This window comes from Bacterioplanes sanyensis (genome assembly GCF_014652515.1).
In the GTDB taxonomy this organism is placed as follows: Bacteria; Pseudomonadota; Gammaproteobacteria; order Pseudomonadales; family Oceanobacteraceae; genus Bacterioplanes; species Bacterioplanes sanyensis.
Window position 1 is genome coordinate 546,322 of the sequence record NZ_BMYY01000001.1, and the last position, 15,578, is coordinate 561,899.

Below are 15,578 nucleotides of genomic sequence, written 5' to 3' on the forward strand. Positions count from 1 at the left end.
AGTAAGGGCCAGAATTAACGCACAGCGGCTGATCGCCTACTGGTGTAGTCCATTGCCAGATCGGCTAGTTTACTAACCGCGCAGCTCGGTCGCTCTGTCGGTAATCACACACGCCGTCAGGGAAGGTGGCTTCTAGTTCGCTCTGATAAGCGCTGGCATCTAAGGGTGCGTATAAACCGCTGCTGATGGCCTGTGATACCGGAATTAGCTGGCAGAAAAGTGTGCTGGCGCGGCTGTCGTCCCCAGCGGCTTGGCGCGTGCTCTCGTAAAACGGGAATGCTTGGGTACAGCGTCCGGGTGCTTGCTGGTTCCAGTCGCCGTTCCATACATCATTGCCGCTGGCAATTAGCTCGCCGTTGGCATCGAGGCAGCGATCTTCGGCATACGGCGGAATGGTGCTGGCATCATTATCCGTTAGGTTGTCCAGCCAGCGACTCATGGCCTGCAAAGCGTCCCAACGGGCATCATAACTTCTGTGGCTAATCCAAATCGTCTGCCGTTGGTGCTTTCCTTGATTAGCGGCCATGATGCGTGCGCGCGCAGAAATGGCTGACCAGCTGTGGTGAATGTCTAACTGTGGGTCGCGGTATGGGCGAACATCAATAATGGGAATATCAAGCTTGCCAATAAAAACATCACCGCTGGCATAGGCACCCTGTGCGGCTTCTAGGCTGCCATGACGGCGCGGTGCCAGTGCCATGGCTTTGCCATTATGGGTCATATTCATCTCGCCATACGGGCTGTAGCGGCGCAGCGAATCATCACCCGACACCAGCCACAAGCGTTCTTGCTGCATATCGGCTTGGGCTTTCCAGCTTCCGATTTTACGATTTAAATCAAAAAACTGGGCGGCATTGATCTGGCCATTTTTCCAGGCATTAAGACCATACTGAACGCCAACATTACTGGAGGGCACTGGCGCTCTGCCGCCTGCATCTGTGCCATAGATATCGCGATTATCCTGCCAGTGGCTCCAAAAATTGCTGTCATTAACGGCGGTAGAAAAGCGCGGGTAGTGGCTATTAAATTTAGGGTTATTAATTAATGCAGTGGAGCCGCGCCAAGCATAATTGCACTCCGTAGCGCCATCGTGCTGTGGTGGCATTTCAAAGCGCAGTAAGCTGGCGAGGGTATTTAAATACTCCACTCTGGGGCTGAGAGTTGGGCTGTAGGCTAAACCTTGAACATAGTGGCGATGCTTGGCTGAGCGCCAAAATGTTTTGTCGTCGGCGAGGTGGTCAAAATAATACTCCATTAATTCACAATCCAGGCCGTAGCTGATTTGTGTGACCATGTCTGGATAGGCAATGACGGCGACACCGCCGTCGATTAAGCCAGGGCGATTTTGGGCCAATAAATACTGCTGCAAACCGCCGCCAGAATCCCCCATGCCAATGGTGTAACGTGGCTCGCCATAACGCGCGACAAACTGCTGCTTAACGCGCAAAGCAGTATCTTCTTGCAGGGTAATGTTATACAGGTTGTCGGTTTCATTGCCGGTGGAATAGAGCACCGCATAGCCTTGCTCTAGAGCTGGGCGCATATCGCGCATAATGCGTTTTAAGCGAGCTTTGCCTTGTTGAAATCCAATGCCGATGGCGCCTTTAAAATGATAAATCGCGCGGCCATTCCAGCGGCTTAAGTCGGGCGCATCGCGCTGGTCTGCGGTTGTGGTGGGGATGATCAAGGCATAAATAAAGCGGTTAATAGTGCCAGTTTCTACCCGCAGCAGTAAGTCGGCAGCTTGGGGCTGCTCTATTTCGTTAAACCGTTTGGGCTCATCTTGGTTAGCGTAAAAATAATGCAGTCGAGTAGGCAGTTGGCAGTCTTGGCTGTAGCCCACAATGGTGTCTGTTAATGTTCCGCTGTCATGCTCGGCGTAGACGGGTACGCCATAGCCCTGTTGGTTGTCAGCGATGGGCTGGCCCAACCCCGACTCCAACGTTTGGCATAAAAATGGGTATTGTTTTTGACCGGCAAACAGAGGTTCTGCCGGGCCGCTTTGTCCCCATGGAATCGGGAAGCTATAGGTCTCCGTGGGGCGTTTAATCGTGCGTGGGTGAGGGCCGCTGTAAGCTGGCAAATTAGCCTGTAGAGCATTGGGTGGGGTGGCGACGACGCCCGGCCAAGGCGTTTCCAAGTTTAGTGTTTCGGTTAGGCTGCTTTTTAACCAGAAATAACCCGTGGTAACAGCGATGCCAACAATGCCTACCAATAGCAGGCCCCAGCGCATTAGTCTGTTCACAGACTGCCTCCTTGCATCAGTTCGAAAATGGCCTCTGAATTAACTCAATGATACGCGCAGGCGAGTCATAATGTGGAGGCTCATGACAGTAGATATGTAAAAGCAAACCACAGATATATCGCTCTGTGGCGAAATGTCAATTATTTGCACGAATGGCGAGTAAAGTCGGTATGCTTTACAGATCCAATTAAAAGGACAAGTCATGACACAGCTATGCCTCTTTCCGATCCCACAGTGTGTGACCTTTCCGGGTACCGTATTTCCGCTGCACGTGTTTGAACCGCGCTATCGGCGCATGATTGCCCACTGTCTAGAGACGCAAACACCGGTGGCCATTTGCCACACCAAAGCGTTGCTGAGCGAAGGCAAAGCCCATGACAGTGTTGCACAAGCGCTCAATTCAGATCAGGCGACCTACCGGCCTTACGATGTTGTTAGTGCCGGGCAGTGCGAGCTGATCGAGCGCACTGATGACGGGCGCATGTATTTGAACGTGCATATCGAGCAGCGTTATCGCATCGTGCGTGAATGCCAACTACTGCCATATCAGGTATATGAAGCTGAGGTATTTAACGACATTTCACCTACTGATACTGAAATGCAAGAAAATCAACAGCTGAAAGAAAAAATCATGCATCGGTTAGCGGCGTTGGCGGCGGACATGGAAGGCGTGCAGCAGTTGCTGACCTCCCCAGAGTGGCAGCACAAAGACGCCAGTGCATTCAGTTTTGAGCTGTTTGGTCTGGTGCGCTTCGATGCCGAACTGTTGCAACACATATTGGAAATGCCCAGCGCTCACCAGCGCTTACAGACCACCTTGGAGCTTTTAAATCAGGCTTGAGCAACGGCCAACCACAGTGCGTATATCAATGCAGCCAGCAGCGGCAGAGCATTGGCGAAATAAATCGCTCGCGCACCGCCAACAAGGTAGCCGCAGATGACCACCAGCGCAGCAATGGCGGCTGATATGGGCAAGGCATAAATGGCAGTGTTCAGCATTTCGATGGTGGTGGGGCTGTCTGTGTTAATCGAGGTGCCAATAATGATGGCACTAAACCATAATAGAAATCCCAGTAACGCTTGGCCGGCAAGGCTTAAAAATAACCCAGTTAAGGTCATGGTGTGCTCCTAAATCCTGGTCATCATAGCAGACAGATTAATGGCTGAGGTGCGCTTGTAAGCCGGTCGGCAGAGCGGCATCCGGTAGATCATAGTCACACACCCCCTCGGCAAAGATACGTTCTAACTCGGCTTGATAAGGACGCATATCGACGGGCTGATAAACACCGCTGGCGATGGCTTCTTTAACTGACTGACGCTGGCACTGAAAGACCGTGCCAGCAATGTCTTCGCCGGCCACTTGGCGCGAGCCTTGGTTAAACGGCATCTGCTCAGTACAGGCGCCGTTAGGGCGCTGATTCCAGTCGCCATCCCACACCCCAGCGCCACTGGCAATGACCTGGCCTTGGTCGTCGAAGCAGCGATCGGTGGCATCATCTGGCCTAGCTTGAAGCAGACTTTGCCCGTTTTGCTGGGCGCTGAGCCATTGGTCCATCACGGCGATGGCGTCCCACATGGGGTTATAGGGTTTGGTGCTGATCCAAATGGGTTGCAGGCGAGCATCGGTGCCGGCCTTCAGTAGCCGCTGGCGCGTAGACACCGCCGCCCAAGTGTGATGAATATTGAGCTCATGGTCCAGGTACATGCGCACGTCCATCACTGGAATCTGCATCTTGCCCATAAACACATTGCCAGATTGATAGGCCGCTTTAGCGGCGGCCAAGTTGCCCTGGTAGCGTGGAGCAAGCTCCATAACCTGCCCCGAGTGGCTCATGTTGTGCTCGCCATAAGGGCTGAATCGATACAAGCGCGAGTCACCGCTGACGTGCCAAAAGCGTGCATTGGTCATGTCTTTGGCGGGTTTCCAGCCACCAATGCGGGCATTTAATTCAAGAAATTGTTCGGGGCTAATATGGCCCTGTTGTAAGGCCTGTAAACCATATTGAACGCCCGCATTGCTCCAAACGGATGGTGCTCGGCCGTCTTGGTCGGTGCCATACACGTCTTGGTTGTCTTGCCAATGGGTCCAAAAAGTATGCTCGCGTACCGAGCGCGAAAAACGGTAAAAATCGCTATGAAAACGTGGGTTATTGACCAGTGGCACCGAGCCGCGCCAGCCTTTGCTGCATTCAGACGCCGGTGGCTGCGGTGGTGGCCATTGCCCTCGGAGCAGGTAGGCCGCATCCGTGAGCCAAGACAACCTGGGTTGGTATTGGTTGCTTACCGGCAACCCCATGATCGCCTGGCGAATCTCAGGCTGGCGCCAAGCATCCCGATCACTGGCTAAATGATCAAAATAATATTCCAGCAGTTCGCAATCCAAGGTGTATTGGATTTGCGTCACCATGTCCGGGTAGGCGATTAACGCAACGCCGCCATCGATAATGCCAGGCTGGTTTTGGGCATATAAAAATTGCTGCAACCCACCGCCCGAACCACCTAGGCCGATGACAAACTCTGGCTCGCCATAGCGAGCGGAAAACTGGCGTTTCAGGCGCAAGGCAGTGTCTTCTTGCAAGCGAATGTTATACGTGTTGTCGGTTTCAGTAGCGGTCGAAAACAGTACGGCATAGCCCTGACGCAAAGCCGGTCGCATGGTGCGCATGATGCGGCGCAAGTCGGCTTTGCCTTGCTGAAAACCAATGCTAATGCCACCGCGAAAATAATAAATGGCTTTGCGATTCCACTGCGATAGATCGGGGTGGTGCAAGCGATCATCGTGGCTGGTAGGCATCATTAGCAGATAAATATGGCGGTTAATGGTGCCGCTTTCGACGCGCACCACCTGCTGGGCATCGGTCGGTACGTCGTGAACTGGACCGTCAACGCGTTTTGGTAAACGGCGGCCCTCGTGGTCGGCCGGGTCGTATAAATAATGCAGCCGGGTGGGCAGTAAGCAGTCTTTGCTGTAGCCGATGATGAGCTCCGAGCGCTTGCCCTCGTCGTTTTCGGCAAACACCGGCACGCCCCAGCCTTGCTGGTTATCGATTAACGGTTGCCCGAGTTTGGACTCCTCACTCTGGCACGCAAAGGGGTACTGCGGCGGCCCGGCAAATAAGGGGGCGACAGGGCCAATATCGCCGTACTCGATGGGAAACTGAAACGTCTCTGCAGGCCTTGCGCTGAGTGCCGGATGTGGCCCCTGATACGGTGGCTGCAGAATGCGCTGGCTGCCGGGGGGCGTTGCCTGCACCACGGGGAAATCACGATCCAAGCCGATTTGCTGGCGCAGCTCTAAGTAATACTGGTAAATAAAACCGCTGCCGCCTGCCAGTGTAAGAAATACCAGAATCAGTAGTTTGCGTGACATGGTGCCCTCCTGAACTTTCAGTTTAGTGCGGCAAGTCGTCGGCTGAGGGGTAAATCAGGACAATGATGAAAAAATCAGGCGGCTGGGGCGGGGGGAGTGGGAAGCCTGGGAGCCCAGGCTTCTATCTATGTTAGCCAGAGGTTTTCTAGCTAGTTTTAGGGCCAATCCACACTTGCTGAGCATTCACAAACTCCAGAATGCCATGTGGGCCTAACTCACGACCAATGCCTGAGCGCTTAATGCCGCCACTGGGCAATCGAGGGTCGGTTTTGACAATGCCATTGATGGCCACCTGGCCGGTTTCGAGTTTCGCGGCCATGGCTTCGCCGCGCTCACGGCTGGTCCAGATGGCGGCCGCCAAACCGTATTGGCTGTCGTTGGCCAGTGCCAGCGCATGCTCGGCGTCGTCGGCTTTTAACACCACGGCTACCGGGCCGAAGGTTTCTTCCTGACAGGCCGGCATGTCATTGGTGACATCGGCCAATAAGGTTACTGGGTAGAAAAAACCTTCGCCACTGAGGGGCTCGCCACCCAGTAGGCAGCGGGCGCCAGCGGCAATGCTGCGGTCAACCTGGCTGGCAAGTTGATCGCGCAAGTCGGCGCGGGCAATGGGGCCAATGCGGTTGGCCGAATCGCGTGGATCGCCGACGGGCAACTTCTCTAACTCGGTTTTTACGCCCTCGACGACTTGGTCGTAGACGCCGGCCTCGGCAATGATGCGCTTCGCGGCAATGCAGGACTGGCCAGCATTGATGATGCGCGACAGGGCGATGGTGGGAATGGCCTCATCCAGGTTGGCATCGTTGAGCACAATGGCCGGGTCAGAGCCGCCGAGCTCCAGCACAAAAGGTTTGATCTCAGCCGCAGCGGTCATGGCGACTTTGGCGCCAGCGTTGCTTGAGCCGGTGAAGGAGACGGCGACCACATCTGGGTGGCGAATGGCGGTGGCGACGTCGTCATTTTTGAGTGGCAGGTTTAAAAAGATATTGGCCGGCGCGCCGGCTTTGTAAAAGGCCTCCTGCAGCGCTTCGCCACAGCCGGGCACATGCGGGTCGGGTTTCATTAAGCAGGTGTTGCCAGCCATTAACGCCGGCGCACAAAAACGAAACGCCAGCCAAAAGGGAGCATTCCAGGGCAAGATGCCCAGCACTGGCCCGAGGGGCAAATGCTGCACATAGCTAAGGCTGGCATCCGAGGGCAAGGCTTGTGTGGCTAAATATTGCTCTGCGTGGTCGGCATAATGCTCGGCGCACCAGGCGGCTTTTTCGACTTCCCCCAGCGCCTCATTGATGGGCTTGCCCATTTCATCGGTCATCAGTAGGGCGTATTTTTCTTGATCGGCACGCAGCTCTGCGGCCACCGCTTTTAACACCTGCCCACGCTCTGCAAAGCTGGTGTGTTTCCAGCTGGAATAGGCCTCTTTGCTGCAGGCGATGCGATCGTTGAGCTCTTGGCTGGTCAGAGCGGCAAACTGATGCAAGGGCTGGCCGGTGGTCGGGTTGATGACATTCAGCATGGTTTGCTCCTTCAGGCTGGGTTTGAGTGATCGCGTGGGGCGATGTCGTCCGTTTTGGTCGGTGCTTTGGGGTCAGCCAATGGCTCTGCTTTTTTAGACTTTTTCTTCATCGGCCGTTTATTGGGGTTGCCGATGTGCGAGACACGGTCATCTACTACCTTGGCCTCGCCACTGCCGGGTTTGACCACGAAGTCTTGCTCAACGTCGGCAAAAAAGGAGTCACAGCCGTCATCGGTAATGTAGAAGGTGTCGGAAATGCCACAGGTTTTATCGCCCTCCACGCCCCACATCCAAGGAATGATGTGAAAGGTCATGCCGGGTCTGAGCACGGCAGAGTCGCCCTGTTTCAAGCTGACGATGTAGCCTTCATCCCAACTCGGTGGGAAGGCAATGCCGATGGAATAGCCCGAGCGGGTAATCAACTGAGCGCCGACGTCATTATCGACAATGATGGTGCGCACCAGATTGTCGGCGTCGGACACCGTCATGCCTGGCCGCAGCTCCTCTCGGACCCGGCGCAGGGCATATTTCATGGTTTCTTGCGCTTTGAACATGGCATCGGACAGCTCACCACAAATGACGGTGCGCATCATGGCGGTGTGGTAGCGACGGTAACAGCCTCCGACTTCCAGAAAGACATGATCGCCTGGCTGTACTTCGCGACCTTCCCAAGTGGCGTGGCCAATCATGGTTCTCGGGCCGGACGTGACGTAGGGCATCACGGCGGGCGGCTCGCCCCCGGCGCGAAACATGGCCGCGCTGATGGCGGCGCCAATGTCGTTTTCTGTCACACCTGGCTGAGTGGCTTCGATGCCAGCGAGCATGCCGGCGCGAGTCGCCACGGCTGCTTTGCGCATGGCGTCCAGCTCGACCGCAGATTTGACGGCCCGACCTTCTTCGACAATGCCAAAGCAGTCCATCAGGCGGCCATCGGTAAAGGTGGTGTGGATTTGATCCTGATGGTATGCCGGCAAGAAGTAACTGTTGCGCTCATAGCCCAGGTTTTTGCCTTGCAAGCCAAACTCGCGCAAAGCGCCGATCAGCATTTGCACGGCATCGCCGGTGTCTGGGTAGGGCCGGGTTTTTTCCACCCAAGTACGGGCGTGAATGTTCGATTCTTCCAGCTTGCGAGTGATCATAAAGGGCTCATCGTCGAGGGGGACGACCAAGGCCTGGAAGAAGGAATACCCCGTGGTCTGATAATCGGTTAAATACATCAGATTTTCTGGGTCGGAGATGATTACCGCATCCAGCAGGCGCTCTTGCATGCGCTCACGCAATTCACGAATACGGCGCTCATACTCACTAAACGGAAAGGTCATGTCATCGCGTTCACGCATGATTAGTCCTCCCCGATGGCGGTATCGATGGCGTCGGCTAGGATGTTGAGGCCGCGTTCAAGGTTGTCAGCTTCAATGGTCAGCGGTGGAATCAGCTTCACCACGCGGCCACCCACACCGCACGGGCCAATCAACAGGCCACGCTCGAAGCATAAGGTTTGCACTCGCTTAGCCAGGGCTCCATCCATCAGGTCGATGGCTTGCATCATGCCTTTGCCGCGCACGTCAAACCCGTGTTGCGGGTATTTATCACGAATGCCGCGCAGGAAAGTGGCCATTTGCTCACCGTAGCGCTGGGTTTGCGTCATCAGCTCATCGTCGGCGAAGTAGCTCAGCGCTACGGTGCCGGCGATAAACGACAAGTTTTGGCCGCGAAAGGTGCCGGTGTGCTCACCTGGATTCCAGTGTTTGTCGTATTCGGGTTTGGTCAAATTAAGCGCCATGGGGGTGCCAAAGCCGCCGATGCCTTTGGCCAGGCACACAATGTCTGGGTCTAGACCCATGCCATCGAAACTGAAATAAGAGCCGGTGCGGCCGCAGCCAGCTTGAATGTCATCAATAATTAACAGTGCACCGGTGTCGCGAGCCAGCTGCTGCAGCTCTAATAGCCACTCTTGGCTGGCCACATTAACGCCGCCCTCGGCTTGAATGGCCTCCACCAAAAACGCCGCCGGCTGCTCATAGCCGCTGGAGCTGTTTTCGAAACCTTGGCGCAAGGTCTTTAAGCAACCCATGCCACAGCCCATGGTGTTTTCAAACGGGGCATGTTGAACGTGGTTGAGTGGCACGCCAGCGGCGCCGCGGAAATACTGATTGGCGGTGCAGGCCAGGGCCCCTAAGGTCATGCCATGAAAGCCTTGTGAAAAGGCGACAACGTTCTGCCGTCCAGTAACACGGCGGGCGATTTTAAGAGCGGCTTCAACGGCATTGGTGCCCGTAGGGCCCATAAACTGCATCTTGTGCTGCATGCCGCGTGGTTTTAATACCCGCTCAACAAAGCTCTCAATAAACTCGCGCTTGGCGGTGGTATACATATCCAGGCTGTGAGCGACGCCATCGGATTCGATGTAGCGAATGATGGCTTCTTTCATGCGTGGGTTGTTGTGGCCAAAGTTGAGCACGCCGGCACCGGCAAAGAAGTCGATGTATTGCTTGCCGTTTTCATCCGTTTGTATTGCATTTTGTGCCGTTTTAAACACCGTGGGGTAAGCCCGGCAATAGCCGCGGATGTCCGATTCCCACTGTTCAAAAATTTGCATGATCACCACCTCCGAAGTTGTCGACGGCCAGCAGATATGGCCGATTACTAAACCCGACTACTCGAGTCAGTGAGCAACGCTCCGGTTGCTGTGACTTCCGGGGAGGCTTCGTGGCTGTCCGACGAAGCTCTCCACCAAGGTAGTTGCGCAAATCTGGTGCTGCAACAGACCAAACAGGCCCCGATTTTTAGGGGCCTAATGACTTTTGACTAAATAGTAAACAAAACCTATGGCCACGAAACGGCAGTACAGGCGTGAGGGTTAATCCTTGCAAGGCAAGGGCGCCTGACACAAACGGGCAAAGCAGCGCACGACTTGCTCTATGAGCTGGTCGTTGAATTGGTAATGCGGACTGTGACAAGGATGATGGAATTTTTCGTCATCGTGCATGCCAATCAGGGCAAAGGCGCCCGGAATTTGTTGCAAGTAGTAGCTGAAATCCTCCGATGCCATGATGGGCACGGCCAGGGCGGTGCTGCGCCAGTCATCGCCCAGTTCCGCTGCCAAGGCCTGGCGAAACTCACCGGCGGCTTCAGCATGGTTAATGGTGGCGTCATAGCGCGCTTCACATTGTACTTGGGCTTCTACGCCGTAGGCTCGTGCGGTGTCTTGGCTGATTTGAACAATGGCGTCGTTGATACGGCTGCGCAGGCTAGGGTCCGATAGACGAATGCTGCCGCTTAATTTGGCAGTTTCGGGAATGACGGTGCTGGCGCTGGGCGCTTCAATGGACGAAACATTCACCACTGCAGCGGCTTGCGGCGGCAGTTGGCGCGAGATGATTTGCTGCAGGTTTAAGGTAATTGCCGCTGCGGCCACCACGGGGTCTTTGCACAGCTCTGGCTGGCTGGCATGGCCGCCCTTGCCGATGACTTCAATTGTGAAAGTGCCGTTGCCCGACATCACTGGCCCATCTGGGCACACGGCTTGGCCAAAGGGCATGGCTGGCCAATTATGCCAGCCGAAAATCACATCAATGCCGTTCAATGCGCCGTGTTGAATCATGGATTCCGCGCCATGGCCGCCTTCTTCGGCGGGCTGAAACAGAAAACTCACCGGCCCTTGTAGGGTGTCTTCATGCTGCTTAAGCCATGCCGCTGTTGCCCATAGCGCCGCGGTATGGCCGTCGTGGCCGCAGGCGTGCATGGTGCCTTCGGTTTGTGATTTAAACGGCACATCGCAGGCTTCATGGATGGGTAGGGCATCGATATCGCCGCGCAGGCCAACGTGGCGGCCAGAGCGGTCGGCGGCCAGGGTTGCGACGGTGCCATGCTTACCGCATTCGCGCCAGACGATGCCGAGTTGGTCCAATTGCTGGCGAATACGTTGGGTGGTGCGTTCTTCCTGCCAAGTCAGCTCGGGTGACTGGTGCAGCTGGTGGCGAAAAGCGATGGCCTGATCCAGGATCTGGGCCCATGTGGTTTGCTCGGTCATAGCTACCTCCTTTGCTGCCAGTGTAACGGCTCTGCCAGTGGCTTGCATGACATGACTTGTATGAGCGGCTGTGTGTGGGCGGCTATGTGTGAAGCGGGTATGTGTGAAGCGGCTATGTGTGAAGCGGGTATGTGTGAAGCGGGTATGTGTGAAGCGGGTATGGTGAGCGGGCATCAGGCGATGCCCGCACCAGGGTAGGGCTTAAACTGGGCTGGCCCAGAGGTCGTAATCGTCGGCGTGCTCGACTTCGACTTCGATAAAATCGCCGGGCTGGCAATCATGGAAGCCATTGAGGTAAACCATGCCATCAATGTTGGGGGCATCTGCCGGCGAGCGGGCAATGGCGCCTTCTTCATCGACTTCATCGACCAACACCGTCATGCGCTGGCCCACTTTACGTTGCAACTTGCGCGCGCTGATTTCTTGCGCTTTGGCCATAAAGCGCTCCCAACGCTCTTGTTGCACGTCTTCCGGCACATGGTCTGGGAGGTCGTTGGCTTTGGCGCCGTCGACTGGGCTGTATTTAAAGCAGCCAACGCGGTCGAGCTCGGCTTCATCCAGCCAGTCGAGCAGAATCTGAAAGTCTTCTTCGGTTTCACCGGGAAAACCGACCACAAAGGTGGAGCGCAATACCAGGTTGGGCACCTGCTGGCGCCAGGCTTTGATGCGTTCCAGGGTGTTCTCAGAGTGTGCTGGGCGCTTCATCAGCTTGAGCACGCGTGGGCTGGCGTGTTGGAAAGGAATATCCAAATACGGCAGGATTTTCCCCTCCGCCATCAGCGGCATGATGTCGTCCACGTGCGGGTAGGGGTAAACGTAGTGCAGGCGTACCCAAGCGCCTAAGTTGCCGAGCTCGTTGCACAGGTCATACAAGCGGGTTTTGACCGGTTTGCCATCCCAAAAGCCAGTGCGGAATTTCATATCGACACCATAAGCCGAGGTGTCTTGTGAAATGACCAACAGCTCTTTGGTGCCGGCGGCTACCAGGCGCTTGGCTTCATCCAGTACGTCACCAATGGGCCGGCTGACGTGCTTGCCACGCATGGCGGGAATGATGCAGAACGTGCAGCTGTGGTTGCAGCCTTCGGAAATCTTCAAATACGAATAATGGCGCGGTGTCAGCTTGACGCCTTGCGGTGGCACCAAATCAGTAAAGGGGTCGTGATCTTTGGCCACCGGCGGCACCCACTGGTGCACGGCTTCCATCACTTCTTCATAGGCCTGCGGGCCAGTGACGGCCAATACATCTGGGTTTTGTTCGCGAATCAGCTCAGCGTCTTTGCCTTTGCCCATGCAGCCAGTAACGATGACTTTGCCATTTTCATTCATGGCTTCGCGAATGGCATCCAGCGACTCTTGCTTGGCGTCGTCGATAAAGCCACAGGTGTTGACCACCACCACGTCGGCGTCGTTGTAGCTGTTCACCACGTCGTAATTGTCCATGCGCAGTTGCGTGAGAATGCGCTCGGAATCGACCAGTGCTTTCGGGCAGCCGAGGGATACAAAGCCGACACGACCGCTGTTGGACTGTTCTGATTGAATCAGGTTGGAAGGTTGATTGTCTTTCATTGCAAGCCATCACGTTGGTTGATGGCGGCGATTATACAGACACCAAGTTGAGCGGCTAGCCGCGAGTCGGCAAGGTCTGAATAGTTCGGTACCTTTACGCCTATGCCGAAGTGTAGGCCATGGTGTGCATACCTTGGCGCCTGCTTCCAACTCCGTCGCTGCGCTCAGCCTCTTGCTAATGACCCCCCATTGCCTGTGAAGTACGCTTCGCCAGAGAACTTGAATGGCCCGCTGACGGCCTGTTGCACTGGCGCAGAGCTGTGCAGAATTATTCAGACGTGCCTTGGTCTGCAGTAGGTAAATGTTGGCGCAGGACGCTGGCTAACTGATCAAACTCGACGGGCTTGACTAAATAGCCATTCATTCCGGCTTGCAGGGCCTGGTCAATGTGTTTTTGCAGGGCATTGGCGGACATGGCGTAGATGGGCATCTGATTAAACCCCATACTGCGAATCAAGCGGGTCGCTTCGTAGCCATCCATAACCGGCATTTGAATGTCCATCAGCACTAGGTCATATGGGTGAACATTCAGCATGGCAATGGCTTCTTCGCCATTTTCGGCCAGCTCGTAGGTCAAGCCTAGCTCTCCGAGCATGCTGGTAGCGACCAGCTGATTGATGGGGTTATCTTCCACGACCAACACTTGACCTTGAAGGCGAATGCTGGGCGGTGGGCTATCACTGCTGGCTTCGACACCAGCGCTAATGTCGCCAGTGAGCGTGCGAATAAAACGCGTCAGGGCTTGTGGCGCAAAGGGTTGAGTCAGGATGTTGGCTGTTCTGGGCGCGGGTATTTGGCGGTGCCAGGGCCAGTCGAGCAGCAGGCCAATAGCGGGTAAGTGATGGTCGCCAGCAAGCTGCTTAAGCCAGGCCAGACAATCGTTATATTGGGCTTGGCTGTGGATACACAGCAAAATAAGCTCGCACTCTGGCTGCGGCGATATCTGGCTGAGTGATATGAGCTCAACCTGCTTAAACATGCCTACCGGCGCTAATTGTCTTTGATTGGGTTGGTCGCATACCAAAAGCGTTGACGGTGACAGGTCGACGGGAAGCAAGGTCATCTCGTTGAGTGGCTCCAGTGGCAGGCTGACATGAAAACGGCTGCCTTGGTCTGGCTCGGAGGTTACCTCTATGGTGCCACCCATCAACTCGGTGAGCTGACGTACGATAGAGAGCCCTAACCCAGTACCACCGTATTGTCGGCTGGTAGAGCTGTCCGCTTGGGTAAAGGATTCAAATACTCGGCTTAGCTGCTCCTCGCTCATGCCAATGCCGGTGTCTTGTACCGTCAGTAGCAGCTGTTGTTGTTGTTGTTGCAGTAGGATGTCCACCCGACCTTGATGGGTGAACTTAATGGCGTTATTGCCCAGATTAAGCAGGATCTGTGTCAAGCGCAGTGGGTCTGCCCGCACATGGGCAGGCAAGTCTGGCTGAACCAGCAACCTCAATATGAGCGATTTTTCGCGTGCTTTGGGCAGTAATAAAGTAATGACATGCTCGGCTAGGGTGTTTAAATCCACGTCGGTTGGGCAGATCTCCAGCTTGCCGGCCTCAATTTTGGAAAAATCGAGAATATCGTTGATGACGCCCATCATGAGTTGGCTAGAGTAAGCGGCTTTTTCAAGATAAAAACGCTGTTTATCACCCAGTGGGGTTTTCAGGGTTAAGTCAATCAGCCCCATGATGCCATTCATTGGGGTGCGAATTTCGTGGCTCATGTTGGCCAGAAAAGCGCTTTTTAACGCCGTGGCTTTTTCGGCTCGCGCTTTGGCTTGTTCTAACTGTTGATTGAGTTGCTCTTGGCGGTAATTGAGCTGTTGAGACTGGTGCAGCAACTCTCGGGTTTGCTCATTTTTTTGCCGAAATACCATCGCTGCCCGCGCCAAAGCACCAATTTCGTCACTGCGCTTTACCTCGCCTAAAGGCAAAATCTGTCCATCGCGCGCTAGGGTACTGAAGACATCGGTTAGGCGGCGAATGGGGCGGATCAACATGCGCAATAAAAATACCGCCGCCAGCACAGTGAGCAGCACCCCAGCCACCGACGTCAGACGATTTTTTTGGCGAATGTTCTGACTGCTTTGCAGTGCTAGCGCTGTTGCATGCTGCTGTTGTTCGTTGGTGCGTTGGCGTAATTGACGAGTGAGGTGTAAGAACTCGTTGGCGGAGCCTGTCATCACCACATTGGTTAGGTAGACATAGCCGCGGTTGATCTGGCGTAGGCGCCGGAACTCATCGTTAAGAGCCAAGAGTGCGTCACTGGCCAGAGACGATTGTAAGCGCTGAATTTCGGCGGTGAAGGCATCCGCGGCTTGGTGATCAAAGGTGGCAATAAACTGATAAAAGTGCTGCTCAAGGCGGCTGTTGGCCAGCGTTGACCCCTTTAGCTGTTGGTAAACCGTTGGCAGGCTGTGATGACGAATGCGCGCTACCCACTGTGCTTGCTGCTGGCGCCCTTGGGTGACGGCGGAGAAGTTGTCACCATAGTCCTGCAAGTGTTCACGCATGCGCGCTAATATCGACTGGTACTCAAGAAACTGCGGGTTGGCTTGTAACTGGTCAAGGCGAGAAAACACCTCGGCTAAAATCTGTTGGAAGCGACGTGCAGCGCTGGCGCTGGCCGTTTGCTTATAGATCAGTACATTGCGCTGCAGATCCAGCACATGGCGCTCCAGAATATACACATGCTCGGCAGCAATGTAGGCATTGGTGGTTTGCTGGTTGGCGTGCAGCAAGGCTTGCTGATTTTGATAGGAAAGAAAGATTTGCAGGCTCAAGCTGGCCACAATGGCCGCCAGCAAGAGCAGAATTTGCTGCTTTAACGACATGGTGGCAGCTTCCCT

The 15,578-nt window shown here is 55.1% G+C and carries 10 protein-coding genes; 1 reads left to right on the forward strand and 9 read right to left on the reverse strand.

Going from position 1 to position 15,578, the window contains the following annotated elements:
• Positions 1-64: 64 nt before the first annotated feature.
• Complete coding sequence (locus tag IE090_RS02605; RefSeq protein WP_189386769.1) at positions 65-2,245, reverse strand: DUF6351 family protein; 2,181 nt, start codon at positions 2,243-2,245, stop codon at positions 65-67.
• Between the two features lie 202 nt (positions 2,246-2,447).
• Between IE090_RS02605 and IE090_RS02610 the strand changes: the two genes are divergently transcribed.
• Positions 2,448-3,086 carry an LON peptidase substrate-binding domain-containing protein gene (locus IE090_RS02610; protein ID WP_189386770.1) on the forward strand — a complete coding sequence of 213 codons (639 nt, stop codon included), beginning with the start codon at positions 2,448-2,450 and terminating at the stop codon, positions 3,084-3,086.
• Here the strand turns inward: IE090_RS02610 and IE090_RS02615 are convergent.
• From IE090_RS02615 to IE090_RS02650, 8 genes are all read right to left on the reverse strand, one after another.
• Positions 3,077-3,364, reverse strand: a complete 288-nt coding sequence (locus tag IE090_RS02615) for a hypothetical protein (RefSeq protein WP_189386771.1) — start codon at positions 3,362-3,364, stop codon at positions 3,077-3,079. The two genes, IE090_RS02610 and IE090_RS02615, sit on opposite strands and share 10 nt — an antisense overlap.
• A 37-nt stretch (positions 3,365-3,401) precedes the next feature.
• A complete protein-coding gene (locus IE090_RS02620) occupies positions 3,402-5,615 on the reverse strand; it encodes a DUF6351 family protein (RefSeq protein ID WP_189386772.1) in 2,214 nt (737 codons plus the stop codon).
• A gap of 145 nt (positions 5,616-5,760) precedes the next feature.
• Positions 5,761-7,131, reverse strand: a complete 1,371-nt coding sequence (locus IE090_RS02625) for an NAD-dependent succinate-semialdehyde dehydrogenase (protein ID WP_189386773.1) — start codon at positions 7,129-7,131, stop codon at positions 5,761-5,763.
• 11 nt (positions 7,132-7,142) lie between these two features.
• Entirely contained in the window at positions 7,143-8,471 is a 1,329-nt protein-coding gene (doeA, locus tag IE090_RS02630) for an ectoine hydrolase (RefSeq protein WP_189386774.1), read from the reverse strand.
• 2 nt (positions 8,472-8,473) lie between these two features.
• Positions 8,474-9,730: an aspartate aminotransferase family protein gene (locus tag IE090_RS02635; RefSeq protein ID WP_189386775.1), complete on the reverse strand. Its 1,257-nt coding sequence runs from the start codon at positions 9,728-9,730 to the stop codon at positions 8,474-8,476.
• Between the two features lie 261 nt (positions 9,731-9,991).
• Positions 9,992-11,164 (reverse strand): N(2)-acetyl-L-2,4-diaminobutanoate deacetylase DoeB2, encoded by a 1,173-nt coding sequence (gene doeB2 / locus IE090_RS02640; RefSeq protein ID WP_189386776.1) that lies wholly within the window; start codon positions 11,162-11,164, stop codon positions 9,992-9,994.
• Positions 11,165-11,365: 201 nt separating this feature from the next.
• The gene (rimO, locus tag IE090_RS02645; RefSeq protein ID WP_189386777.1) at positions 11,366-12,733 is read right to left on the reverse strand and encodes a 30S ribosomal protein S12 methylthiotransferase RimO; all 1,368 of its coding nucleotides are present in this window, start codon (positions 12,731-12,733) and stop codon (positions 11,366-11,368) included.
• Positions 12,734-13,001: 268 nt separating this feature from the next.
• Positions 13,002-15,563 carry a hybrid sensor histidine kinase/response regulator gene (locus IE090_RS02650; protein WP_189386778.1) on the reverse strand — a complete coding sequence of 854 codons (2,562 nt, stop codon included), beginning with the start codon at positions 15,561-15,563 and terminating at the stop codon, positions 13,002-13,004.
• Positions 15,564-15,578 lie beyond the last annotated feature (15 nt).

Excerpts from the sequence above, each read along its gene's own strand:
- IE090_RS02610 (WP_189386770.1), top strand. The coding sequence starts at position 2,448 with ATGACACAGCTATGCCTCTTTCCGATCCCACAGTGTGTGACCTTTCCG.
- IE090_RS02615 (WP_189386771.1), bottom strand. The coding sequence starts at position 3,364 with ATGACCTTAACTGGGTTATTTTTAAGCCTTGCCGGCCAAGCGTTACTG.
- IE090_RS02620 (WP_189386772.1), bottom strand. The coding sequence starts at position 5,615 with ATGTCACGCAAACTACTGATTCTGGTATTTCTTACACTGGCAGGCGGC.
- IE090_RS02625 (WP_189386773.1), bottom strand. The coding sequence starts at position 7,131 with ATGCTGAATGTCATCAACCCGACCACCGGCCAGCCCTTGCATCAGTTT.
- doeA (WP_189386774.1), bottom strand. The coding sequence starts at position 8,471 with ATGCGTGAACGCGATGACATGACCTTTCCGTTTAGTGAGTATGAGCGC.
- IE090_RS02635 (WP_189386775.1), bottom strand. The coding sequence starts at position 9,730 with ATGCAAATTTTTGAACAGTGGGAATCGGACATCCGCGGCTATTGCCGG.
- doeB2 (WP_189386776.1), bottom strand. The coding sequence starts at position 11,164 with ATGACCGAGCAAACCACATGGGCCCAGATCCTGGATCAGGCCATCGCT.
- rimO (WP_189386777.1), bottom strand. The coding sequence starts at position 12,733 with ATGAAAGACAATCAACCTTCCAACCTGATTCAATCAGAACAGTCCAAC.
- IE090_RS02650 (WP_189386778.1), bottom strand. The coding sequence starts at position 15,563 with ATGTCGTTAAAGCAGCAAATTCTGCTCTTGCTGGCGGCCATTGTGGCC.